The following is a 21,437-nucleotide window of genomic DNA, read 5'->3' as shown; positions in this document are numbered from 1 at the left end:
GCGATTCTACCCCGGGCCGCCAGCAGAGTGCGAACAGAATTTTGTCAAGCGGCTCGCCAGATCGGGCTGCGCGGCTTGCCCGTCGCACCAGGCGCGGGCATGCGCGGCGAGCTCGGGAAGGGCGTCGGCAAACGCCGGCCAGGCCTGCGCCGGCGTGGCGTCAGCGGCCGCGCATCCGTTCCACGCGCGCCAGAAATGCGCCTGCGCCGCGGCGGCGTCCGTGGACAAGCCGGCGAGGTAGCGCGCGAGGAAGGCCTCGAGCTTGTCGTGGTGGGCGGCGTCGGCCTGAGGATAGATCTGCCAGACGAAGGGGCGCGCCGCCCATTGCGCGCGCACGAAGGAATCCTCGCCGCGCACGAAGTTGAGATCGCAGGCCCACAGCAAGGCGTCGTAGCCATCCTGGTCGGTGAACGGCAACACGCGCACGCTGAGCGCGCCGCGGTCGATGCGGGCGCCGGGCACGAGCTCCGGGACACCGAGCGCCGCGGCCAAGTCGCCCACCAACCGTGACTCCGGCACGAGCGCCACCACCGGCCGCGACATGCGCTGCCAGGCCTCGAGCAGGCCGCGCAGCGCCGGCTGTGCATAGGCGAACAAGGACACCCGCAGCACCTCCGGTACGACCGGAATGTCACGCTCGGCCAGCCACGCCGCACGACCATGCGGATCGGCGAGGAAGCGATCGCGGCGCATGAGCAGCGCAGATTCGCGCAACAGCCCGCCGGTGGTGACGTCGAAGCCCGGGAAGAAGAAGTGCTTGACCAACGGCAGGCGCGGATGCGGCGACGCCAGTCCGTGGCAACCGGCCACCCAGTCTTCCGCCGACAGGTACTCGAGGTTGATCCACGCCGGCGTGGGCCGCAACGCGGCCATGGCCTCGAGCTGGGTCGCAGGCAGCTCGCAGGCAAAGGCCTCGACCACGATCTCGCCCGGAATCAGCGGCACGAACGCCGACGTCCAGCGGCGCAACTCCACACCCTCGACCCACACGGCGCCCTGGCGATCGCAGTCCGCCGCCGGCGGACAGATGCGGACGAGCACCGCCCAGTCATCGACCCAGAGCCTGACCCCGTTCGCGCCGCGACGTGCCAGATCCCGCGCCAGCCGCCAGCAGACGCCGATATCCCCAAAATTATCCACAACCTGGCAGAAGATTTCCCAGCGCGGCCGGCTGGCGGGACCTGAGGCAAGCATGGGGATGAACAATCCTGGGTAGAGAAGGCGGAGAGCATGTGGACAAAGGCCCGGAATCGGCAAGGCCGAAATTCGATGAACAAAGCACGAACAGCCGCTCCCTGCCCTTATCAACGCGGTTGTCAGCAGGCGAATGTCTTGCCTGCCAAGGGCGGAAGGGACTTATCCACAGATTCCGGGGCACTGTTTACTTCTTTATCCTTTAAATCAATAGAAAAACAGAAGAACAAAGCTCCACCCTGCGCATACGCGCCGTTTCGCTTGCCGCGGGCTTGCCGCCAGCGGCAATATGCCGGCATCACCCGCGGCCAACGGAGCCGCAGTCACGGCATGGCACCGGCCTCCGCGCTGCCGACCAGGGAGTTCATCAATGGCACGACGACACACCTTTCCCCTTCTCCTGAGCCTGCTCGCCCCCTGCGCGCTGGCGGCCCAAGCCACCGTCAGCACGGTGAGTCCGGATGCGGCCCAGGAAGACGGCATGCTCGATACCAGCCGCACCTATGTGCGCGGCTTCTCGGTGTGGCTCGGGGAAACGGTGAATGACTGGTTCGGCGATCGCCCCTTCGAGGACGGCGGTCGCGTGACCCACGGCCGGCTCGGCCTGCGCAACCTCTGGCGTCAGGACGAGGGGTGGGATACCAACGTGCGTTTTCGCGCGCGCTTCGATCTGCCCAACCTGCGCGACAGGGCTTATCTCTTCATCGGCCGGCAGAACGAGCGCGAGCTCCTGACCGACCAGTCGGAAGCCTTCACCCGCGAGCAGCTGCTGCTCGAGGAGCGTCGGCGGGAGGATCAGACCGGCTTCGCCGGATTGGGCGTGGCCCTGCGCAAGAACCTCGACTTCCGCGTCGGCGTGCGTGGCGGGCTCAAGTTCTACACCCAGGCGCGCTATCGCAAGCAGTGGGAGCTCAACGCGCAGGATCGCATCGAATTCCGCGAGACCATTTTCTGGAACAACAAGGACAAGTTCGGCTCGACCACGGCGCTCGACTATGCGCACGCATTCACGCCCACGCTGGCCTTGCAATGGCAGAACGCGACCACGATTTCGGAGAAGACCGACGATTTCGCCTGGGGCAGCAGCCTGGGCCTGTTCAAGCGCTTCGGTGACGACCGGGTGCTGTCAGGAGAGATGCTCGTCACCGGCGAGACCGGAGCGAAGGAGAGCGTCGATGAGTACGGCGTGCGCGTGAAATGGACCCAGCCGGTCTATCGCGACTGGCTGATCGGCGAATTCATCGTTGGTCACTACTGGCCGCAGCGCGAGGATCGCGAACGCGAGCGCTCGTGGGCACTCGGCGCGAACCTCGAGATGCGCTTCTGAGCGAAGAACCCGAGGGCGGAACGCCACGCTCGTGGCGTCAGCCCTCGGGTACGACCGTCAGGCAGCAGGCGGGGGGAAATCGGCGAGGCGGGCAAGGTCGTCCGCCTCCAGCCAGCGCCATTGTCCCGGCAACAGCTCCGCCGGGAGCTCGAGCCCGCCGACGCGACTGCGGTGCAACGCCTCGACGCGATTGCCGGCCGCGCCGACCATGCGCTTCACCTGGTGGTACTTGCCTTCGCAGATCGTCAGTCGCAGCGTGGTCGGGCTCGTGAGCACGCAGGCCGCAGCAGCGATCGGCACCGGCTCGTCATGGAGTTCGACGCCGGCCACCAGCCTGTCGGCGAAGTCCTGCTCCACCGCGTGCTTGAGCGTGACCTCGTAGACCTTGGGCGTGCGCTTCTTGCCCGAGCTCCAGTGGTGAATGAACTGGCCGTCATCGGAGAGCAGCAGCAGACCGGTGGTGTCCTGATCGAGCCGGCCGACGCACTGCACCCCGCGCGCGAGCAGCTGAGGCGGGAGCAGGGTGAAGACCGAGGGATGGAAGGTCGGCTTCTGCGAGCATTCGTAGCCGGCAGGCTTGTGCAGCACGACGTAGGCCTGGGCACGGAACTGCCAGGCCTGCTCGGCGACGCTGAAGGCGAGCCCGGGCGAACCATCCCGGCTGCCGGGGTCGAAATCCGCATTGGGGTCGTCACAGGGCTCGCCGGCGACGCTGACGTAACCGGCACGGATGAGGGCGCGGCATTCCTTGCGGCTGCCGAAGCCCTGGGCATGGAGGAGGCGTTCGAGTTGCATGGGGCGCATGTTATCCCGGCCGGTATCGCGAGCGGGTAAACTGCCGCCCTGCCCGTTCAGGAGAAAGCCTTGAAATTCGAACACCTGATCGAGGTCAATGATCTCGCCAACCCGCTGCTGACCCCGCTCACACGTGAAGAGCTGTGGTTCGGCCTGCTCTGCCGCGCCGAGGATGCGCGCGCCTTCCTCCCCGGCCTGGAGGCCTGCCGGATCGTCGAACGCACCGCGGACGGCCTGGTCCGCGACCTGCACTTCGGCCATGCGGTGATCCGCGACCGGGTGAGCTTCGAGACCTTGCGCTGGATCCGCTTCGAATCCGAGGCCAACGAGGAGCATGCTGGCGGCAGCCTGACGATCACGATCGAGGAGCCCGAGCCCGGCGCGCTCTTCCTGCGCTTCGCCTATCACACCTCGCTGCCGGAGCAGGGCGAGGATGCGCGCTACGCCGAATTCGTGCGCTCGGCGTACCACCAGTCCGACCTCGACACCGTGCGCGTGATCCGCATGATCGCCGCATCCGGCGGGCTGGCGCAGTAAGGCCCTTCGCGCCCCGAAACCGCGTGTCAACCTGAACGGCGGGAGCGGGCTCGCCCGCGAACGGCAATTGCCGAAGCGCTGCCTTCGCGGGCAAGCCCGCCCTCACGATTCCGGTCCCGAGCACACGCTCATCTCCAATCACACCCCAAGGAAACCCCCGTACATGTGGTTCAAGAATCTGCAGATCTACCGCCTGCCCGCCAACTGGGACATGAGTGCCGAGCGCCTCGAGGAACAGCTCGCGAAGAAGCCCTTCCATCCCTGTGGCAGCCAGGACATGGAGAGCCGCGGCTGGCTGTCGCCGCTCGGCAACGAGGTGCTGGTGCATGCGGTGGGCGGCCAGTGGCTGGTCTGCCTCGGCTTCGAGCATCGTCTGCTGCCCTCCGCGGTGGTCAAGCAGGAAGCCGACGAGCGCGCCGAGGAGCTGGCCGAGCAGCAGGGCTACAAGCTCGGCCGCAAGCAGCTCAAGGAGCTGCGCGAGCAGGTCACGCAGGAGCTGCTGCCGCGCGCCTTCACCCGCCGCCGTCGCATGTTCGCCTGGATCGACCCGGTCAATGGCTGGCTGGTGGTCGATGCCGCCAGCCAGAGCAAGGCCGAGGACATGCTCGAGCAGCTGCGCCACACGCTCGACAGCTTCCCGCTCACCCTGCTGCGCACCGAGCGCTCGCCGATGTCGGCGATGGCCGACTGGCTGGCTGGCGGCGAGGCCCCGGACGGCTTCACCATCGACCAGGACTGCGAGCTGCGCTCGGTGGCCGAGGACAAGGCTGCGGTGCGCTACGCGCGCCATCCGCTCGAGGGTGACGACGTCAAGGGCCACCTGGAGGCCGGCAAGTTGCCGACCCGGCTGGCGCTGACCTTCGACGACCGCATCAGCTTCGTGCTCACCGAGAAGCTCGAGATCAAGCGCCTCGACTTCCTCGACGTCGTGCGCGACCAGGTCGGCGAGGCCGACAAGGACGACGCCGAGGCGCTGTTCAATGCCGAATTCGCGCTGATGACGGGCGAGCTCGCACACCTGCTGCCGGCGGTGGTGGTGGCGCTCGGCGGCGAGTTGAGCGCGGATGCGGTCGTCCCCGCCGGCGTCACTGCCGAACTGCCGCGCCTGCAGGCCGACAAGCCGGTTGCGCAGCCGGTTGCCGCGGACGATCCGCCGTTCTGAGACTCCCGGCGCCCGATACGTCTCGTACGGGCAGCCGGGCTGCACGACCCCGCGCGACGCAGGTCGCGTTCATTGCGGTCGGGAGAAGTGCTGCATGGCGTGGCCGTTCGAGGCGAGTCGGTGGGTGCTTCTTGGTGTACACAGAATTTAAAGATTTAAAAGATCATAAAGATCATGTACGGCGCAATTCGGTGGACAAGTCAATTTAAAACATACAAATCAGCAACTTGAAACGATGAAAACCCGGTGCGCGAGTGCCGTGTCGGACACGTACGGTTTGTGGATGAAAAATGCCGCATGGCCGTATTGCCAACTTATCCACAATCGCTCATCCCCTCCGGTCACAGCTTTCCCACCGCCCGATAAACAACGCACAGGATCCGATCAATGCTTGCGAACCCGCTTGCAGTCGAGCTGCGCTAAAGTCTGGCCATGAACGACGCGATGATCCTCGAATGGTGGCATTGGGAGATCGCCGGCCTTGCGCTGGTGCTGCTCGAGCTCGCCCTGCCGTCCTTCTTCGTCATCTGGTTCGGGCTCGGCGCGATGCTCACCGGCCTCGTGCTGTTCGCCGTGCCGGATCTGGTGCTGTCGAAGCAGATCGCGGCCTGGATCATCGCCTCGATGGCGATGACCGTGCTGTGGTTCAGCGTGGCGCGACGCTCCCGCTTCAGGACCCTGATCGGCACCGCGGCCGGCGAGGTGATCGGCGAGGTCGGGCTGCTGGTGAGCGCAGTCGCCCCGTTCGAGCGTGGCAAGGTGCGCTTCCAGCGTCCGGTGCTGGGGGCCGAGGAGTGGGCGTGCGTGGCCGAGACTGCGATTGCCGCAGGCGAGCGAGTCAGGGTGCTGAGCGTGGAAGGCAGCTACGTCAAGGTGACGAAGGCCTGAGCGAAGGAAACGAAGGCAAGGAAATGATCATGTCGGAAGGACTCGCGATCGCGATCGCGGTGCTGGTGTTCGTGGTGATCACGATCGCCAAGGGTGTGCGTCTGGTGGCGCAGGGCGAGGAATGGGTGGTCGAGCGCCTGGGCAAGTACCACGCCACGCTGCGTCCGGGGCTCAACATCCTCATCCCCTACCTCGACCGCGTCGCCTACAAGCTGGTGACCAAGGACATCATCCTCGACGTGCAGGAGCAGGAGGTCATCACCCGCGACAACGCGGTCATCCTCACCAATGCGATCGCCTTCGTGAAGGTCACCGACCCGGTCAAGGCGGTGTATGGCGTGACCGATTTCTCCGAGGCGATCCGCAACCTGATCATGACCACGCTGCGCTCGATCGTCGGCGAGATGGAACTCGACGAGGCGCTGTCCTCGCGCGACAAGATCAAGGCGCGGCTGCGCGAGAGCATCGCCGACGAAGCCGTGGATTGGGGGCTGACGGTGAAGTCGGTCGAGATCCAGGACATCAAGCCGTCCGAATCCATGCAGCGCGCGATGGAGATGCAGGCCGCCGCCGAGCGCGAGCGCAAGGCCGCGGTGACCAAGGCCGAGGGTGCCAAGCAGGCCGCGATCCTCGAGGCCGAGGCGCGGCTCGAGTCCGCCAAGCGCGACGCCAATGCCCAGGTCATGCTGGCGGAGGCTTCGGCCGAATCCATCCGCCGCGTATCGGCGAGCATCGGCGACCAGGGTGGGCCGATGATGTACCTGCTCGGCGAGAAGTACATCGGCGCGCTCGAGAAGCTCGGCGAATCCGGCAGCGCCAAGATCGTGGTGATGCCCGCCGACCTGCAGGACACCCTGCGCGGCCTCGTCGGCCGCCTCGGCGCGCGCGGCTGAATCCGCCCCACCCAGGGGCTTCCGACCGATTTCCCGGATCCGTACCCGAAAGACAAAGGAAGACAAACGATGCTGAAGCGATACTCTTGCATGCGCGGCCTGATCGCCGCCGCCGCGCTCGCCACCGCCTCCACGGGTGCGCTGGCGCAGAACTTCATGAAGGACAAGGCCGAGGTCGAGAAGCTGCTCACCGGTGCCACCTTCATCGGCGTGTATCTGCGCACCGAATCTGCCTACACGCTCAAGTTCGGCACCGACGGCACGCTCACCGACACCACGGGTGCCAAGGCGCGTTGGTGGGTGGATGAGCAGGCGCGCTACTGCCGCGAATGGCTCGACGGCAAGCTCAAGGGCAACACCGGCTGCATGGACGTGGAATTCGAGGACGGCCAGGTGGCCTTGTACTCGGAGGGCAAGAAGGTGGTCGAGGGAATCGTCACCGGCAACTGAGCCTCTCGTCGCGCCCTGCACGCGGCCGCACGGCCAGGGCGCCCGAGTGCCGTCGTCGGGGATACCCCATGCGACTGTTGATCCTCTACTCCACCATCGACGGCCACACGCTGGAGATCTGCGAACGCATCGCCGGGATCGTGCGCGCGGCGGGGCATGCAGCGGTGCTGGCCGAGGTCGGCTCCGTGTCCGCCGCGCAGCTCGACGCCTGCGACCGCGTCGTCATCGGCGCGAGCATCCGCTACGGGCACCACTGTCCGGCGGTGAAGGCCTTCATCGACCGTCACCAGGCCGCGCTCGAGGCGCGGCCGAACGCCTTCTTCTCGGTCAATGCGGTCGGCCGCAAGCCGCACAAGCGCCAGGCCGACACCAACCCCTACGTGCGCAAGTTCCTCGCTCAGATCCGCTGGCGGCCGCACCAGGTGGCGATCTTCGGCGGCAAGATCGAATACCCGCGCTACGGCTTCTTCGACCGCAACATGATCCGCCTGATCATGTGGATCACCGGCGGCCCCACCGACCCGCGCTCGGTCACCGACTTCACCGACTGGACGCAGGTCGAGGCCTTCGCGCGCCGCCTCATCGCCTGAGGCGGCACGCCGTCGCAGGGATCAGCCCAGCACTTCCCCGTGCTCGCGCGTGGCGTGGAAGGTCACCTTGGGCCACTTCTCTGCGGTCACTTCCAGGTTGTAGCGGCTGGTGGCCAGATACACCGGGTTGCCGTCGATGTCCTTGCCCAGGCGCAGCGCCTGCTCGCGCTCGAAGTTGCGGCGCGTCACGTCGTCGGGGAAGGTGAGCCAGCGCGCGGTGTGGATGTCGGCGGGCTCGAAGATCGCATCGACCTTGTACTCGTCCTTCAGGCGCTGGGCGACGATCTCGAACTGCAGCACGCCGACCGCGCCGAGCAGCATCTGGCCGCCCTCGAGCTCGAAGACCTGGATCGCCCCTTCTTCGCCCAGCTCCTGAAGCCCCTTCTGCAGCTGCTTGGACTTGAGCGGGTCGCGCAGGCGGGCGGCGCGGAACATCTCGGGCGAGAAATAGGGGATGCCCTTGAAGCCGAGGGTCTCGCCTTCGGTCAGGGTGTCGCCGATCTGCAGCTGGCCGTGGTTGTGGATGCCGACGATGTCGCCGGCCACGCCGTCCTCCATGATCACGCGCTCGTTGGCCATGAAGGTGAGCACATTGGCGAGCTTCATGTCGCGCCCGGCGCGCACGTGCTTCACTTTCATGCCGGCGCTGTAGCGGCCCGAGCAGATGCGGAAGAAGGCGATGCGGTCGCGGTGCTTCGGGTCCATGTTGGCCTGGATCTTGAACACGAAGCCGGTGAAGGCCGGCTCGGCCGGCTGCACCATGCGCGCGCCGGCGTCGCGGGCCTGCGGCGGCGGCGCCCAGTCGATCAGCGACTGCAGGATCTCCTGCACGCCGAAGTTGTTGATACCCGAGCCGAAGAACACCGGGCTCTGCTTGCCGGCGAGGAAATCGTCGAGGTCGAAGGGCGGCGAGGCGCCGTCGATCAGCTCGACGTCCTCGCGCAGCTGGCCGACTTCCATCGGGAAGCGCTTGTCGAGCTCGGGGTTGTCCAGGCCCTTGATGATCTCGCCGTCGCTGCGCCGCTCCTCGCCCGGGGTGAAGGTCAGCACCTGGTGCTGCAGCAGGTGATACACGCCGCGGAAGGCCTTGCCCATGCCCAGCGGCCAGGTCACCGGCGCGCAGGTGATCTTGAGCACGTCCTCGATCTCGGCGAGCAGCTCGAAGGGCTCGCGCACCTCGCGGTCGAGCTTGTTCACGAAGGTGATGATCGGCGTATTGCGCAGACGGCAGACGTTGAGCAGCTTGATGGTCTGCGCTTCCACACCCTTGGCGGCGTCGATCACCATCACCGCGGCGTCGACCGCGGTGAGCACGCGGTAGGTGTCTTCCGAGAAGTCCTCGTGGCCCGGGGTGTCGAGCAGGTTGATGGTGTGCCCCTGGTACTCGAACTGCATCACCGAGCTGGTCACCGAGATGCCGCGCTGCTTTTCCACCTCCATCCAGTCCGAGGTGGCGTGGCGCGCCGATTTGCGCGCCTTCACCGTGCCGGCGAGCTGGATCGCGCCGCCGAACAGCAGCAGCTTCTCGGTCAGCGTGGTCTTGCCCGCGTCGGGGTGGGAGATGATGGCGAAGGTGCGGCGCTTTTCGACGTCGCGCAGGAGTTCGGGCGGAAACGGCGTGGAGGACAAGGGAGGACGGCCTGGTGGGATGAAGGGGGCCTCGGCAGCGTCGCTGCCGCAGCCGGAGCGCCGAATTCTACCAAGTGCCGGGCGGATCAGGCTTTTTCGAGGGACGGATCGCGTCCGGCGCTCCTAGAATGAGGGCCTGTCCCCACTGGAGTCCGTCGTCCCGTGTCCGATCGTCCCGCCCGCATCATGCAGTTCCTCCCCGCCTGGGCCGAACCCTGGCTGGAGTTCATCGAGCTCGGCCTGCAGATCGTCCTGATCGTCCTCGGCGCCTGGGTGCTGAACCTGCTCTTCCGGCGCCTGATCCGCCGTCTCGCCGCCAGCTACAGCCTGCCCGCCGAGCTCGTGATGGGCGCGCGCCGCGTGGTCGGGCTGCTCATCTACGCCGGTGCGATCCTGATGATCCTCGACCGCTTCGGGGTGTCGGGCACCGTGCTGTGGACCGCCTTCACCGGTTTCGCCGCCGTGGCCGCGGTGGCCTTCTTCGCGGCCTGGAGCGTGCTGTCGAACATCTTCTGCACGCTGCTGATCTTCACCTCCCGGCCGTTTCGCCTGCACGACCACGTCGAGGTCCTCGAGAGCGGCGACAAGCCTGGCCTCAAGGGGAAGGTGGTGGACATCAACCTGATCTACACCACCTTGCAGGAGGAGGCCGAGAACCAGGTGCTGCAGGTGCCCAACAGCCTCTTCTTCCAGCGCGTGGTGCGGCGCTGGCGGCCCTGATCGGCACGCGGCGACGAAAAACGGGGCATGTCCGCCGCGACCGGCGTCGATGCCCCGAACGAGGAGAAACGAGGGACCGCCCGGGCGGTCGCGACTTACTTCTGCTTGCCGATCTGGTCGCCGATGACGCCACCGATCGCGGCGCCGCCGACCGTGCCAAGGATGCCGCCGTCGGTGATCACGGCGCCGGCCACGCCGCCCACGGCGGCGCCGGTCGCCGCGCTCTTTTCACGCGACGACATGTTGTCCCAGGTCGCACATCCGGTGGCGGAGAGCGCGATGAGCAGGGCGGGGATCAGGGTACGGGCTTTCATGATGGCCTCCTTGTGATTGTCTGCGCGCTGGACGCATGATGGCGCGCGCGGTCGGGTATGGCTGCAGTATGAGCGCCGGCGTGCGGCAGCGATCCCGCGGCGAGGTTTCGAATTGTTTCTCATCCGCGTTCCCATGCGGCACCGCATCACGCCGTCGATGCCTGTGGCGGCGCGAACGGCGGCGCGCTTTCGGGCACCTGCGGGGCGCGCTCGGGCGATCACATCCGGATGCAGCTTTCAGTCGCCCAGCATGTCCTCCGGTCGCACCCAGGCGTCGAACTCGTCCGCTGTGGTGAAGCCGAGCGCGAGCGCCGCGGCGCGCAGGGTGGTGCCCTCGGCATGCGCCTTCTTGGCGATCTGCGCCGCCTTGTCATAGCCGATGTGGGGGTTCAGCGCGGTCACCAGCATCAGGCTGCGGGCGAGATGTTCGCCCATGCGCGCCGCGTCGGGTGCCATTCCCGCCACGCAGTGGCGCTGGAAGTTGCGGCAGCCGTCGGTCAGCAGCCGGATCGACTGCAGCAGGTTGTATGCGATCACCGGCTTGAAGACGTTGAGCTGCAGATGACCCTGGCTGGCGGCGAAGCCGATCGTGGCGTCGTTGCCCATCACCTGGCAGGCGAGCATCGACAGTGCCTCGCACTGGGTCGGATTGACCTTGCCCGGCATGATCGAGCTGCCCGGCTCGTTGGCGGGCAGCTTCACTTCGGCGAGACCGGTGCGGGGGCCCGAGCCGAGCAGTCGGAGATCGTTGGCGAGCTTCATCAGCGCCACTGCCAGGGTCTTCAGCGCCCCCGACAGGGCCACCAGCGGCTCGTGACCGGCCAGCGCAGCGAACTTGTCGGGTGCGCTGGCCAGCGGCAGGCCGGTGAAGCCGGCCAGTTCGGCGGCGACCGCCGTCCCGAAACCGCGTGGGGCGTTCAGCCCGGTGCCGACCGCGGTGCCACCCTGGGCGAGCTCGCACACCGCCGGCAGCGTCGCGCGGATCGCGTGTGCGGCGGTGTTGAGCTGGGTCACGAAGGCCGACAGCTCCTGGCCAAAGGTCATCGGGGTGGCGTCCATCAGGTGGGTGCGGCCGGTCTTGACCAGCCCGGCGTGACGCTCGGCCTGGATCGCGAGGCCGTTCGACAGCTCGGTGACCGCCGGCAGCAGCGCATCGTGGACCGCGCGTGCGGCGGCGATGTGCATCGCGCTCGGAAAGCAGTCGTTCGAGCTCTGGCCGCGATTGACGTGGTCGTTCGGATGCACGGGTGCCTTGCCGCCCCTTCCCTGCCCGGCCAGTTCGTTGGCACGCCCGGCGATCACCTCGTTGACGTTCATGTTGGTCTGCGTGCCGCTGCCGGTCTGCCACACCACGAGCGGAAACTGGTCGTCGAGGTCGCCGGCGAGCACCTCGTCGGCGGCCCGTTCGATCAGCTGGGCGAGGTCGTCGGGCAAGGCGCCGCTGCGCGCATGCACCCGCGCGGCCGCCTTCTTGATCAGCGCGAGGGCGTGGACCACGGCAAGCGGCATGCGCTCGCTGCCGATGGCGAAGTTCTCGAGCGAGCGCTGCGTCTGCGCCCCCCAATAGACCTCGGCTGCGACCTCGACCGGGCCGAGGCTGTCGGTTTCGATGCGGGTCATGGCGAATCCCTCCACAGGAAAGTGGCTAAAGTCCAGCGCGTCGCTGTCCCCGGGCTGCTCTCGTCGGGCGATTCTGCACCCGTACTTGTCCTGCCGCACGTCGCGCGGCAGCATGTGGGCAGATCCCCGCCTGTTCACGGCGCGCGACGCCTGGCGTCCCCGCCTCCTCTGCCCCCGGGCCACCGCCATGTTCCTGCTCGACGCCTCGCTCGCCCAATCCATCGTAGATCGTGCGATGCAGATCCTGCAGGCCAACGTCAACGTGATGGACGAAAGCGGCCTGATCATCGCCAGCGGCGAGCGCACGCGCATCGGCGCACGCCACGAGGGCGCGCTGCTGGTACTGGCCCAGGGCCGCGCGGTGGAGATCGACGAGGCGCTCGCCAGCCGCCTGCAGGACGCGCGCCCGGGCGTCAACCTGCCGCTGCGCGCCGAAGGGCGGGTGGTCGGTGTCGTGGGCCTGAGCGGTGCGCCGGAGCAGATCCGCCAGCACGCCGAACTGGTCCGCATGGCGGCCGAGACCATGCTCGAGCAGGCGCGCCTGATGCAGGTGCTTGCGCACGACGCGCGCTTGCGCGAGGAGCTGGTGCTGCAGCTGATCGGCATGGCGTCCGCGACCTTCACGCGCGACGACACCGCTGCCGAGTGGGCGCGCCGCCTGCGCGTGGACCTTGCCCAGCCGCGGGTGGCGCTGCTGATCGAGATCGGCGGCGCGACGGCCGCTGCGGACGCGGTGCTGGCCGCGCAGCAAGGCCTCAAGCGCCTGCTCGCCGCGTCCGAACCCGAGCTGCTGTGGGCGGCGGTATCGTTGGGCGAGCTGGCCGTGCTGCTGCCGCTGCCTGCCGCCGCCGACGCGATGGCGCGCGTGCGCGCCCGCGTCGAAGCCCTGCAGGCGCGACTGTCCGCCGACGGCGTGGGTTTGCGCTGTGCGCTGGGCGGCGCCTTCGGCGGTCGCGAGGGGCTGGTGCGCTCGTGGCAGTCCGCGCGCGCCACCCTGCGTGTCGGCCGCCGCCGCCAGCCCGCAGCGACGCTGCATTGCTACACCGGACTCACCCTCGCCGTGCTGCTCTCCGGGCTGGCCGAAGGGTGGCGGGCGGACGAACTGCAGCGCCCGCTGCAGCGGCTCGCCGCCCACGATCGCGACGGCCAGCTCCGGCGCACCCTCGCCGCCTGGTTCGCGCACGGCATGAAGACGGCGGCCAGTGCCGAGGCCCTGCACGTGCATCGCAACACCCTCGACTACCGCCTGCGGCGCATCGCCGAGCTGACCGGTCTCGATCTGGGCCGTCTCGACGACTGCCTGCTGCTTTTCATCGGCCTGGAGCTGGACGACGCAGAGGATTAGCGTTTTAAACAAAAATTGCAATGTAGATACGCTATTTTTTGTTCAATTGAACGAGTACAGCCAGGCGGGCCCGGGCTAAGCTTCATTGCGCCTCATGCAGGCCGCCGCCCATCCGACAACGACACCGCCTGGAGACACCCCCGATGAAGATCGTCATTGCCCCCGATTCCTACAAGGAGAGCCTGTCCGCACTGGAAGTCGCGCAGGCAGTGCAAGCCGGGTTCAGCCAGGTCTTCCCGGACGCGACCTACGTGCTCGTACCGGTGGCCGATGGCGGCGAGGGTACGGTGGATGCGATGGTGGCGGCGACCGCCGGACGGCGGGAGCGCGTCGCCGTGAGCGGCCCGCTGGGCATGCCAGTCGAGGCCTTCTACGGCCTCACCGGCGACGGCGCCACCGCGGTGATCGAGATGGCCGCCGCCAGCGGCCTGATGCTGGTCCCGGCGGCGCAGCGCAATCCGCTCGTCACCACCTCGCGCGGCACCGGCGAGTTGATCCGCGCCGCCCTCGACGCGGGCGCGCGCCGCTTCATCCTCGGCATCGGCGGCAGCGCCACCAACGATGGCGGAGCGGGCATGGTGCAGGCCCTCGGCGCCCGCCTGCTCGATGCGCGGGGACAGGACATCGGACCGGGTGGCGGCGCGCTCGCCGGACTCGAGCGCATCGACGTCTCCACGCTCGATCCGCGCCTCGCCGAATGCCGCATCGAGGTCGCCTGCGACGTGGACAATCCGCTCACCGGCGCTCGCGGCGCCTCCGCCGTGTTCGGTCCGCAGAAGGGCGCCACGCCCGCGATGGTGCAGACCCTGGACGCCAGCCTCGCCCGCTTCGCACGCATCATCGAGCGTGACCTGGGCGTCGCGGTGGACCAGGTGCCGGGCGCCGGCGCGGCCGGCGGCATGGGGGCGGCGATGCTGGCCTTCTTCGGCGCGACGCTCAAGCCCGGCATCGAGATCGTCACCGCCGCGGTCGAGCTCGACGCCCATGTGCGCGACGCCGACCTGGTCATCACCGGCGAGGGCCGCATCGATTTCCAGACCGTCCATGGCAAGACGCCGATCGGCGTGGCCCGCGTCGCCAAGCGCCACGGCAAGCCGGTGATCGGCATCGCCGGCTCGCTCGGCGCCAAGGTCGGCGTGGTGCACGAGCACGGCATCGACGCGGTGTTCAGCGTGCTCAACACGCCATGCACGCTGGAAGAGGCCTTGCGCGACGCGGCGGCGAACGTGGAACTCACCGCGCGCAACGTCGCGGCGGTGCTGCGCATGGGCTTCGCCCGCGGCTGAGGGCGCCGGACACTGGGTCGCGCCGGCAGAGCGTCCTTTGGGGCGCGCGCGCTGCCGACCCGGCCGCTTCGTACTGCTACGACTGCACGGACTCCCCCGGCACGGGCATCATGCGGGTTCGCTCCGGCGCCAACGCGCCGGCCGACCCCTCCCGGCGCGGCCACGGCGCGCCCGCATGAACGGCTCAATGGACATCATCTTCGGCATCATCCTGCCGGTCTTCGGCACGCTCGGCCTCGGCTACGTCGCGGCACGCTTCGGCGTCTTCGACGAGGCGGCCAACCGCGGGCTGTCGCTGTTCGTGTTCAATTTCGCGCTGCCGCTGATGCTGTTCCGCGCCATCGCGCAGGCCGAGCTGCCGGCCGCGATGCCATGGGGCTACCTGCTGTCCTACTACATCGGCGCCTTCGGCGTGTATGCGCTCACCATGATCGGCACGCGCGTCCTGTTCGGCCGCCGGCTCGAGGAGCAGGCGGTGCTGGGACTCGGCGGCGCCTTCTCCAATACCGGCATGCTCGGCATTCCGCTGGTGATGACGGCCTACGGCGCCGATGCCGCACTGCCGCTGTTCGTGATGATCGCCTGCCACAGCCTGCTGATGCTGCCGCCCACCACCGCGCTGATCGAGGCCGCCCGGGGTGCGCGCGAGGGGCTGGGTCCGATGCTGGCGAAGCTGACCCGGAGCGTGCTCGGCACGCCGATCATCTGGGGGCTGTCCGGCGGCCTGGCCTTCGCGCTCCTCGGCGTGGCGCTGCCGGGCCCGCTCGACGCCGTCGCCAGGGGGCTGGGCAGCGCGGCGACGCCATGCGCGCTGTTCGCGCTCGGCGCCTCGCTGACGCGCTACAGCCTCGGCGGCAACCTGCGCGAGCCTGCGCTGCTGGTGGCGGGCAAGACCGTGCTGCATCCCTTGATCGTGTGGTTGCTCGCGACCCAGGTCTTCGAGGTCCCGCCGCTGTGGGTGGCGACCGGCGTGCTGCTTGCGGCGCTGCCGGCGGGCATCACGCCCTACCTGTTCGCGCAGCGCCATGGGGTGTGCCAGTCCACGGTGGCCTCTGCGGTGTTCCTGTCCACGCTGGTCTCGGTGGCGACCTTGTCGGCACTGCTGTTCGTGTTGCGCCCCTGAGCGCGGGCCTCGCCCGCCCGTGTTGTGTCGTCGCGACGACCGCGAATTCGCTCACACCCCCTGAATGCAGGCGCGCAGTAGGATGTGAGGCGATTCCTGATGCGGGTGCGGGCGGCGTGCGCCTGCGCTCGTCCACCACGACGCGGAGCGATGGGTGTCCTCTCCTGCAGTGCAGCCCCCCGCCATCCAATGGCCGCTGAACGCGATTCGACTCGCCATCGTCGTGGTGAGCCTGGTTGCGCTCGTGTTCGGATGGGCGGACATGCTCCGCAACGCCGGCCAGGCCGAGGTGGTGGCCCTGGAGCGCGCGCGCCTGCAGGCCCGCGCGCAGGCGCGCACGGTCGGTGAGCTCGTCCAGGCCACGCTCAACGGTTTCGATCTCGCCCTCAAGTCGGTGCGCACCGTCGTCGGCGACGGTCCCGATGCGATCGACCGCCAGGCGCAGCTTGCGCTGCAGGGCCTGGCTTCCGATTTCGTGCTGCAGATCTTCGTGATCGACCGCGAGGGCTACCTGAGCTATTCGTCGCTGGGCCCCTCGCCGCGCAATTTCCTCGGCGACCGAGACTACTTCCGCCAGCTGTCTACCGCCAGCGTCGACGTCCTGGTGGTCAGCGAACCGGTGCTCGGGCGGCTCACCGGGCGCTGGAGCATTCAGGTGGCCCGGGCGATCCAGCGCGATGGCGCATTCGAAGGCGTGGTGTCGATGGCCCTGTCGGTCGATGGCTGGACGTCACAGCTGATGCGCCTCGATCCGGGACCGCGCGACACCCTCAGCCTGCTGGGGCGCCAGGGCGAGTTGCTGGTGCGAACGCTCGATGGCGCAGCGCACTACGGCAAGGGCCTGCGGGTGCAGCGATCGTTCCTGTCCGAGCGCGAGGTCGAGGAGGGCGACTACATGGGTGAGAGCCGGGCCGACGGCCAGACGCGCATTTTTGGCTGGCGCCGCCTGTCCTCGGGCTTGTTCATGGTGTCGGGACTGATGCTGGAGGACGTGCTCGCGCCGGTGCGGCAGGCGCGCGAGCGCGCAATGGTCCGCGGCATGGCGCTGAGTGCCGTGTTCGTGGCCGTCATCGCCGCCTTGCTCGTTGCGCTCGGGCGCTACGGGCAGGCCATGCGCCGCCTGGCTTCGGTCGAGATCTGGCAGCGCGCGAACTTCGACCTGGTCACCGGACTGCCGAATCGTGCCCTGCTGCTCGACCGCCTGGAGCGCATGCTCGAGCATGCGCGCCGGCAGGATGCCGAGGTGGTCGTGCTGTTCATCGATCTCGACCTGTTCAAGCCCGTCAATGACCGCTTCGGGCATGAGTTCGGCGATCGCCTGCTGGTCGAGGTCGCGCACCGCCTGGAGCAGCTGTTTCGCAGCGAAGATACCGTCGCTCGTCTCGGCGGCGACGAGTTCGTGGTGCTGATGCCCGCAGCCCGGGGCACGGCGCTTGCCGGGCAGGCGGCGGAGAAGGTGGTCGAGCGGCTGTCCGAGCCGTTCGAGATCGACGGCCAGGCGGTGAGCATTTCCGCCAGCGTGGGCGTGGCGCTGTTCCCGCAGGATGCGGACAGCCCCGCCGCCCTGATCGCCGGCGCGGACGCGGCGATGTACCGCGCCAAGCATGCCGGGCGCGCGACCTGGCGATTCTGAGCGCGTGTCTCACCGTTCGCCGACGCGGCGGCATTCGAGCGCGACGACTTCCTGCACGTTGCCGGTCGCGGCGTAGAACAGCGAGGCGAGCGCACGTTCATTGAGCCAGCGCTCGTGCAGGGCGAGCGAGCCGCGCAGGCCTTCGAGCTGCACCGCGTCGGGGGCGGGGGCCGCGAAGTCGAGCAGGCGCAGGTCCCCTTCGGCATCGGTCAGCGCAGCGAACCGCAGCGTAGCGGCGAGGTCGGGCGAGGCGTCGCTCTCGCCGGCGGGGAAGCGCCGGGTCTCCGGCTGACCGGGGATACGCCAGATGAAGTCGGGGGTGACGAGCTCGAAGCGGGTCACGTGCACGCCGTCCGCGCCCAGGCCGAGGACGAGACGGGTCTGGTCGATGTCGTCGAGCTGGCCGCATACGATCAGGCGGGGGGCGGTCGCGAGCGCAGCGGGATCGGGCGGGGGGCTTCCGGCACTGCAGCCGCCGGCGAAAGCGAGGCTGGCCAGCACGCAGAGCGCACGCGCGGTGCTCAGCGCCGGCGGGTGCCGGCGCGCAGGGGTCGTTCGCATCGCTTCCATCCGGGGGCTGCACACGCGGGCATTATCCGCGAACTTCACCGTGCGCCGCTGCGTCGTGGCGGATGGCTTGCAATGGCGCATTCCATGGGCTTAAGTTGAGTTGGACCCGGCTTCGACACTGGAGAACCCCATGCTGATCACGCGCGACCTGCTCACCCGGATGGGCGCCTCCGCGGCCAACGCCGACCGCTATCTCGACACCCTGAACGCGGCGATGGCGGTGCATGGCATCGACTCGGAGCTGCGCATCGCGCATTTCCTCGCCCAGGTGATGCACGAGTCCGGCCATCTGCGACTGACGCAGGAGAACCTCAACTACTCGGCCGCAGGTCTGCGCAAGACCTTCCGCAAGTATTTCCGCACCGATGCCGAGGCCGAGGCCTACGCGCGCCAGCCCGAGCGCATCGGCAGCCGGGTCTATGGCAGCCGCATGGGCAACGGCCCGGAGTCGACCGGGGACGGCTTCCGCTTCCGCGGGCGCGGCCTGATCCAGCTCACCGGCAAGGACAACTACCGCAGCTTCGCGCAGTGGGTCGGTGCCGACGTGGTGACCAACCCGGATTGGGTGGCCGAGCGCTACGCGGTGGAGTCCGCGGTGTATTTCTGGGAGAAGAACGGCCTCAACGCCCTCGCCGACGCCGACGACCTGAGCACCATCACCCGCCGCATCAATGGCGGGCTCAATGGTTACGAAGACCGCCACGCCCTGCTGGCCAAGGCAAAGCGTGCGCTCGGCGAGCTGGCCGCCGCCGGCAGCGTCGCCGCGGTCGCGCGCCCGCCCGCGCTGCAGCCCACGCATCGCGTCACCGCCACCCAGCTCGTGCTGCGCAGCGCGCCGGTGGTGGCCGAGCGCACCCGGCTCGCCCTCCTCAACCAGGGCAAGGACGTGCAGGTGCTCGGTGCGGCGCCGGAGGCGGGATGGGTGCGCGTGCGCGTGTCGTTGAGCGGGCTGCTGCGCGAGGGCGTGGTGGCCGAGCGCTACCTCGCGCCCCTGCCGCGCACGCGCAGCCGCGGCGCGCTCCAGGCGGCGCCCGCCGTGGTGGCGCCGCCTGCCGCACACATGGCGCAGGAGCGTGCCGACATTCGCCGCGATCACGACGGCGGGCGCGCATACCCGCTCGGCGAGGCCGGCCGGCCGGCGCGCAGCGGACGCAGCGCCGAGGCGATGGCGAAATCGGTCTCGGCGATCATCGACTACCTGGATCCTGCCAACCCCCTCCATCGGCGCTACCAGCCCAGGGGCGGCAGCACCTACTGCAACATCTACGCGACCGACTTCGCGTACCTGTGCGGCGTGTACCTGCCGCGGGTGTGGTGGACCGACCGCGCGCTGCTGCGCCTGCGCGAGGGCGAGAAGCTGGCGGTGGAGTACGGCCGCACGGTGCGCGAACTCAACGCCAATGCGCTCTACGACTGGCTGGAGGACTTCGGGCCGGCCTTCGGCTGGCAGCGCGAGATCGATCTCACCGCGCTGCAGGCCGCCGCCAACGCTGGCCAGGTGTGCGTGATCGTCGCCCGCCGCGTCGACCTCAACCGTCCGGGCCACATTACCGCCGTGGTGCCGGAGACCGCGGAGGCGAAAGCCGTGCGCAGTGCGCACAACGAGGTCCTGCGTCCGCTCGAATCGCAGGCCGGTACGCGCAACGTGCTGCGTGCGCCGCCGGCGGGCGCGTGGTGGCAAGGCAGTCGCTTCCAGGCCTTCGCGTTCTGGCGCCATCCCTGAGCGCCGGACGTGCGCGACCGGATGCGCGAGGGCGCCGGTCGCGATACTGAAAGCCAATCGAAAGCCCTCCTCCGTATCGTCCGCCTCACCCTGTGGGGCGGTTCGTGTCCGCCGTGCAGCGAACACATCCGATATGGAGGAGACCATCATGTTGCTGAAGAAGACCCTGTTTGCCGCCACCACCGCGGTGCTCGCCACCCTCGCCGCCGGCGTCGTCCACGCCGCCCCCGAGAAACCCGAGTGCATCGCGCCCGCCAAGCCGGGCGGCGGCTTCGACCTCACCTGCAAGCTGTTGCAGAGCGCGTTGCAGGACGGCAAGTATCTCGAGGCGCCGATGCGGGTGACCTACATGCCCGGCGGCATCGGCGCGGTTGCCTACAACACCGTGATCGCCAACCGACCGGCCGAGGGCGGCACCGTGGTCGCGTTCTCCGGCGGCTCCTTCCTGAACCTGGCGATCGGCAAGTTCGGCAAGTACACCGAGCAGGACGTCAAATGGGTCGCCGCCGTCGGCGCCGACTATGGCGCGGTGATCGTCAAGGCCGACGCCCCCTACCAGTCGCTGAAGGATCTGATCGAGGCCACCCGTGCGACGCCCGGCAAGATCGTCTATGGCGCCGGCGGCTCGGTCGGCAGCCAGGACTGGATGAAGTCGGCGCTGATCGCCAAGGAAGCCGGCGTCAATTACCGGGACATGCGCTACGTCGCCTTCGAGGGCGGTGGCGAGGCCATGACCGCGCTGATGGGCGGCCATGTGCAGGCCTATACCGGTGATGCCTCGGAAGTCGCCGCGCACCTCAAGGGCGGCCGCGTGCGCGTGCTCGCGGTGCTCGCCCCCGAGCGCCTGCCGGGCGAGCTCGCCGCCATCCCGACCGCGATCGAGCAGGGCTACAAGGTCGACTGGACGATCGCGCGCGGCTACTACATGGGCCCCAAGGTCGCCGACGCCGAGCACCAGTGGTGGACCGCCGCCTTCGACAAGATGCTGGCTTCGCCCGAGTTCGACAAGCTGCGCCAGGAGCGCGGCCTGTTCCCCTTCGGCCTCACGGGTCCGGCGCTCCAGGACTATGTGAGCAAGGAAGTCAGGCGCTACGCCGAACTCGCCCGTGAATTCGGTCTGATCGCCCAGTAAGCCGCCATCCCCGCCCTCCCTGCCGTCGGCGGCGCGGAGGGCCTCCTCATCGGGAGATCGACATGAGTGAAAGAATCCTCGGCGGCGTGCTGCTGCTGGTCAGCATCGCCGGCATCGCCATCGGCTGGAACTACGTGCCGCCGGTGTCCTACGAGCCGGTCGGACCGCGCGCCTTCCCGCTGCTGGTGCTGTTCCTTCTGGGCATCTGCGCGATCGCGCTGATGCTCGAGAAGAAGAGTGATGCGAACTGGGCGCCGCCTCCGGTGCTCGCGCGCATCGGCCTGCTGTTTCTGATCGTGCTGGCCTATGCCCTGCTGTTCGACAAGCTCGGCTTCATCATCTCCACCGCGCTGATGAGCGTTCCGGTCGCGCGCTTCTTCGGCGGCTCCTGGAGGCAATGCGTGCTCGGCGGCATCGGCCTGGGCCTGGGCATGTTCTTCTTCTTTGACCGCCTGCTCGACGTCGCGCTGCCGACCGGGCTGTGGCTCAACGGCATCCTGGGGTAA

21 protein-coding genes are annotated in these 21,437 nt (G+C 68.6%); 15 read left to right on the top strand and 6 right to left on the bottom strand.

From position 1 onward, the window contains the following. Positions 1 to 6: 6 nt before the first annotated feature. Positions 7 to 1,194 (bottom strand): elongation factor P maturation arginine rhamnosyltransferase EarP, encoded by a 1,188-nt coding sequence (earP, locus tag AAG895_RS00295; RefSeq protein ID WP_345793574.1) that lies wholly within the window; start codon positions 1,192 to 1,194, stop codon positions 7 to 9. A 370-nt stretch (positions 1,195 to 1,564) separates the two neighbouring features. Between earP and AAG895_RS00290 the strand changes: the two genes are divergently transcribed. After that, positions 1,565 to 2,521, top strand: a complete 957-nt coding sequence (locus AAG895_RS00290) for a hypothetical protein (protein WP_345793573.1) — start codon at positions 1,565 to 1,567, stop codon at positions 2,519 to 2,521. Positions 2,522 to 2,578: 57 nt separating this feature from the next. On the opposite strand, the gene AAG895_RS00285 is transcribed toward AAG895_RS00290, so the two are convergent. Then, on the bottom strand, positions 2,579 to 3,325 hold the full coding sequence (locus AAG895_RS00285) for a 16S rRNA pseudouridine(516) synthase (protein ID WP_345793572.1): 747 nt from the start codon (positions 3,323 to 3,325) through the stop codon (positions 2,579 to 2,581). 60 nt (positions 3,326 to 3,385) lie between these two features. On the opposite strand from AAG895_RS00285, the gene AAG895_RS00280 reads away from it, so the two are divergent. The 6 genes from AAG895_RS00280 (at position 3,386) to hemG (ending at position 7,836) form a co-directional block, all read left to right on the top strand. Next, positions 3,386 to 3,853, top strand: coding sequence for an SRPBCC family protein (locus AAG895_RS00280; protein ID WP_345793571.1), 468 nt, complete (start codon positions 3,386 to 3,388; stop codon positions 3,851 to 3,853). A 163-nt stretch (positions 3,854 to 4,016) separates the two neighbouring features. After that, the gene (locus AAG895_RS00275; RefSeq protein ID WP_345793570.1) at positions 4,017 to 5,015 is read left to right on the top strand and encodes a recombination-associated protein RdgC; all 999 of its coding nucleotides are present in this window, start codon (positions 4,017 to 4,019) and stop codon (positions 5,013 to 5,015) included. A 432-nt stretch (positions 5,016 to 5,447) separates the two neighbouring features. Further along, a complete protein-coding gene (locus AAG895_RS00270) occupies positions 5,448 to 5,903 on the top strand; it encodes an NfeD family protein (RefSeq protein ID WP_345793569.1) in 456 nt (151 codons plus the stop codon). Between the two features lie 29 nt (positions 5,904 to 5,932). Beyond that, positions 5,933 to 6,796, top strand: a complete 864-nt coding sequence (locus AAG895_RS00265) for an SPFH domain-containing protein (protein WP_345793568.1) — start codon at positions 5,933 to 5,935, stop codon at positions 6,794 to 6,796. Positions 6,797 to 6,865: 69 nt separating this feature from the next. After that, positions 6,866 to 7,246 carry a hypothetical protein gene (locus tag AAG895_RS00260; protein WP_345793567.1) on the top strand — a complete coding sequence of 127 codons (381 nt, stop codon included), beginning with the start codon at positions 6,866 to 6,868 and terminating at the stop codon, positions 7,244 to 7,246. 68 nt (positions 7,247 to 7,314) lie between these two features. Further along, complete coding sequence (hemG, locus tag AAG895_RS00255; protein ID WP_345793566.1) at positions 7,315 to 7,836, top strand: menaquinone-dependent protoporphyrinogen IX dehydrogenase; 522 nt, start codon at positions 7,315 to 7,317, stop codon at positions 7,834 to 7,836. Between the two features lie 21 nt (positions 7,837 to 7,857). On the opposite strand, the gene AAG895_RS00250 is transcribed toward hemG, so the two are convergent. Then, the gene (locus AAG895_RS00250) at positions 7,858 to 9,465 is read right to left on the bottom strand and encodes a peptide chain release factor 3 (protein ID WP_345793565.1); all 1,608 of its coding nucleotides are present in this window, start codon (positions 9,463 to 9,465) and stop codon (positions 7,858 to 7,860) included. Positions 9,466 to 9,627: 162 nt separating this feature from the next. Between AAG895_RS00250 and AAG895_RS00245 the strand changes: the two genes are divergently transcribed. Beyond that, entirely contained in the window at positions 9,628 to 10,185 is a 558-nt protein-coding gene (locus tag AAG895_RS00245; RefSeq protein WP_345793564.1) for a mechanosensitive ion channel family protein, read from the top strand. A gap of 95 nt (positions 10,186 to 10,280) precedes the next feature. On the opposite strand, the gene AAG895_RS00240 is transcribed toward AAG895_RS00245, so the two are convergent. After that, positions 10,281 to 10,499 carry a glycine zipper 2TM domain-containing protein gene (locus tag AAG895_RS00240; protein ID WP_345793563.1) on the bottom strand — a complete coding sequence of 73 codons (219 nt, stop codon included), beginning with the start codon at positions 10,497 to 10,499 and terminating at the stop codon, positions 10,281 to 10,283. A 237-nt stretch (positions 10,500 to 10,736) separates the two neighbouring features. After that, complete coding sequence (locus AAG895_RS00235; RefSeq protein WP_345793562.1) at positions 10,737 to 12,119, bottom strand: class II fumarate hydratase; 1,383 nt, start codon at positions 12,117 to 12,119, stop codon at positions 10,737 to 10,739. A 187-nt stretch (positions 12,120 to 12,306) separates the two neighbouring features. On the opposite strand from AAG895_RS00235, the gene AAG895_RS00230 reads away from it, so the two are divergent. From AAG895_RS00230 to AAG895_RS00215, 4 genes are all read left to right on the top strand, one after another. After that, positions 12,307 to 13,464 carry a sugar diacid recognition domain-containing protein gene (locus AAG895_RS00230; protein ID WP_345793561.1) on the top strand — a complete coding sequence of 386 codons (1,158 nt, stop codon included), beginning with the start codon at positions 12,307 to 12,309 and terminating at the stop codon, positions 13,462 to 13,464. Between the two features lie 143 nt (positions 13,465 to 13,607). Beyond that, positions 13,608 to 14,750 (top strand): glycerate kinase, encoded by a 1,143-nt coding sequence (locus AAG895_RS00225; RefSeq protein ID WP_345793560.1) that lies wholly within the window; start codon positions 13,608 to 13,610, stop codon positions 14,748 to 14,750. 187 nt (positions 14,751 to 14,937) lie between these two features. After that, positions 14,938 to 15,873, top strand: coding sequence for an AEC family transporter (locus tag AAG895_RS00220; RefSeq protein WP_345793559.1), 936 nt, complete (start codon positions 14,938 to 14,940; stop codon positions 15,871 to 15,873). A gap of 154 nt (positions 15,874 to 16,027) precedes the next feature. Continuing rightward, entirely contained in the window at positions 16,028 to 17,506 is a 1,479-nt protein-coding gene (locus AAG895_RS00215; protein WP_345793558.1) for a diguanylate cyclase, read from the top strand. A 9-nt stretch (positions 17,507 to 17,515) separates the two neighbouring features. Here AAG895_RS00215 and AAG895_RS00210 read toward each other — a convergent pair whose 3' ends face one another. Beyond that, positions 17,516 to 18,067, bottom strand: coding sequence for a hypothetical protein (locus AAG895_RS00210; RefSeq protein WP_345793557.1), 552 nt, complete (start codon positions 18,065 to 18,067; stop codon positions 17,516 to 17,518). Between the two features lie 139 nt (positions 18,068 to 18,206). Between AAG895_RS00210 and AAG895_RS00205 the strand changes: the two genes are divergently transcribed. The 3 genes from AAG895_RS00205 (at position 18,207) to AAG895_RS00195 (ending at position 21,437) form a co-directional block, all read left to right on the top strand. Then, entirely contained in the window at positions 18,207 to 19,799 is a 1,593-nt protein-coding gene (locus tag AAG895_RS00205; protein WP_345793556.1) for a glycoside hydrolase family 19 protein, read from the top strand. 148 nt (positions 19,800 to 19,947) lie between these two features. Beyond that, complete coding sequence (locus AAG895_RS00200) at positions 19,948 to 20,931, top strand: tripartite tricarboxylate transporter substrate binding protein (RefSeq protein WP_345793555.1); 984 nt, start codon at positions 19,948 to 19,950, stop codon at positions 20,929 to 20,931. 62 nt (positions 20,932 to 20,993) lie between these two features. After that, positions 20,994 to 21,437, top strand: coding sequence for a tripartite tricarboxylate transporter TctB family protein (locus AAG895_RS00195; RefSeq protein ID WP_345793554.1), 444 nt, complete (start codon positions 20,994 to 20,996; stop codon positions 21,435 to 21,437).

The sequence above is a fragment of the Thauera sp. JM12B12 genome (assembly GCF_039614725.1).
Classification (GTDB): Bacteria; Pseudomonadota; Gammaproteobacteria; order Burkholderiales; family Rhodocyclaceae; genus Thauera.
Note: the sequence above shows the minus strand (reverse complement) of the source record. Positions and strands in the feature narration are given on the sequence as shown.

Coding starts and splice junctions, on each gene's coding strand:
- AAG895_RS00210 (WP_345793557.1), bottom strand. CDS start 18,067: ATGCGAACGACCCCTGCGCGCCGGCACCCGCCGGCGCTGAGCACCGCG.
- AAG895_RS00235 (WP_345793562.1), bottom strand. CDS start 12,119: ATGACCCGCATCGAAACCGACAGCCTCGGCCCGGTCGAGGTCGCAGCC.
- hemG (WP_345793566.1), top strand. CDS start 7,315: ATGCGACTGTTGATCCTCTACTCCACCATCGACGGCCACACGCTGGAG.
- AAG895_RS00270 (WP_345793569.1), top strand. CDS start 5,448: ATGAACGACGCGATGATCCTCGAATGGTGGCATTGGGAGATCGCCGGC.
- AAG895_RS00260 (WP_345793567.1), top strand. CDS start 6,866: ATGCTGAAGCGATACTCTTGCATGCGCGGCCTGATCGCCGCCGCCGCG.
- AAG895_RS00230 (WP_345793561.1), top strand. CDS start 12,307: ATGTTCCTGCTCGACGCCTCGCTCGCCCAATCCATCGTAGATCGTGCG.
- AAG895_RS00290 (WP_345793573.1), top strand. CDS start 1,565: ATGGCACGACGACACACCTTTCCCCTTCTCCTGAGCCTGCTCGCCCCC.
- AAG895_RS00200 (WP_345793555.1), top strand. CDS start 19,948: ATGTTGCTGAAGAAGACCCTGTTTGCCGCCACCACCGCGGTGCTCGCC.
- earP (WP_345793574.1), bottom strand. CDS start 1,194: ATGCTTGCCTCAGGTCCCGCCAGCCGGCCGCGCTGGGAAATCTTCTGC.
- AAG895_RS00240 (WP_345793563.1), bottom strand. CDS start 10,499: ATGAAAGCCCGTACCCTGATCCCCGCCCTGCTCATCGCGCTCTCCGCC.
- AAG895_RS00220 (WP_345793559.1), top strand. CDS start 14,938: ATGGACATCATCTTCGGCATCATCCTGCCGGTCTTCGGCACGCTCGGC.
- AAG895_RS00195 (WP_345793554.1), top strand. CDS start 20,994: ATGAGTGAAAGAATCCTCGGCGGCGTGCTGCTGCTGGTCAGCATCGCC.
- AAG895_RS00205 (WP_345793556.1), top strand. CDS start 18,207: ATGCTGATCACGCGCGACCTGCTCACCCGGATGGGCGCCTCCGCGGCC.
- AAG895_RS00275 (WP_345793570.1), top strand. CDS start 4,017: ATGTGGTTCAAGAATCTGCAGATCTACCGCCTGCCCGCCAACTGGGAC.
- AAG895_RS00285 (WP_345793572.1), bottom strand. CDS start 3,325: ATGCGCCCCATGCAACTCGAACGCCTCCTCCATGCCCAGGGCTTCGGC.
- AAG895_RS00265 (WP_345793568.1), top strand. CDS start 5,933: ATGTCGGAAGGACTCGCGATCGCGATCGCGGTGCTGGTGTTCGTGGTG.
- AAG895_RS00225 (WP_345793560.1), top strand. CDS start 13,608: ATGAAGATCGTCATTGCCCCCGATTCCTACAAGGAGAGCCTGTCCGCA.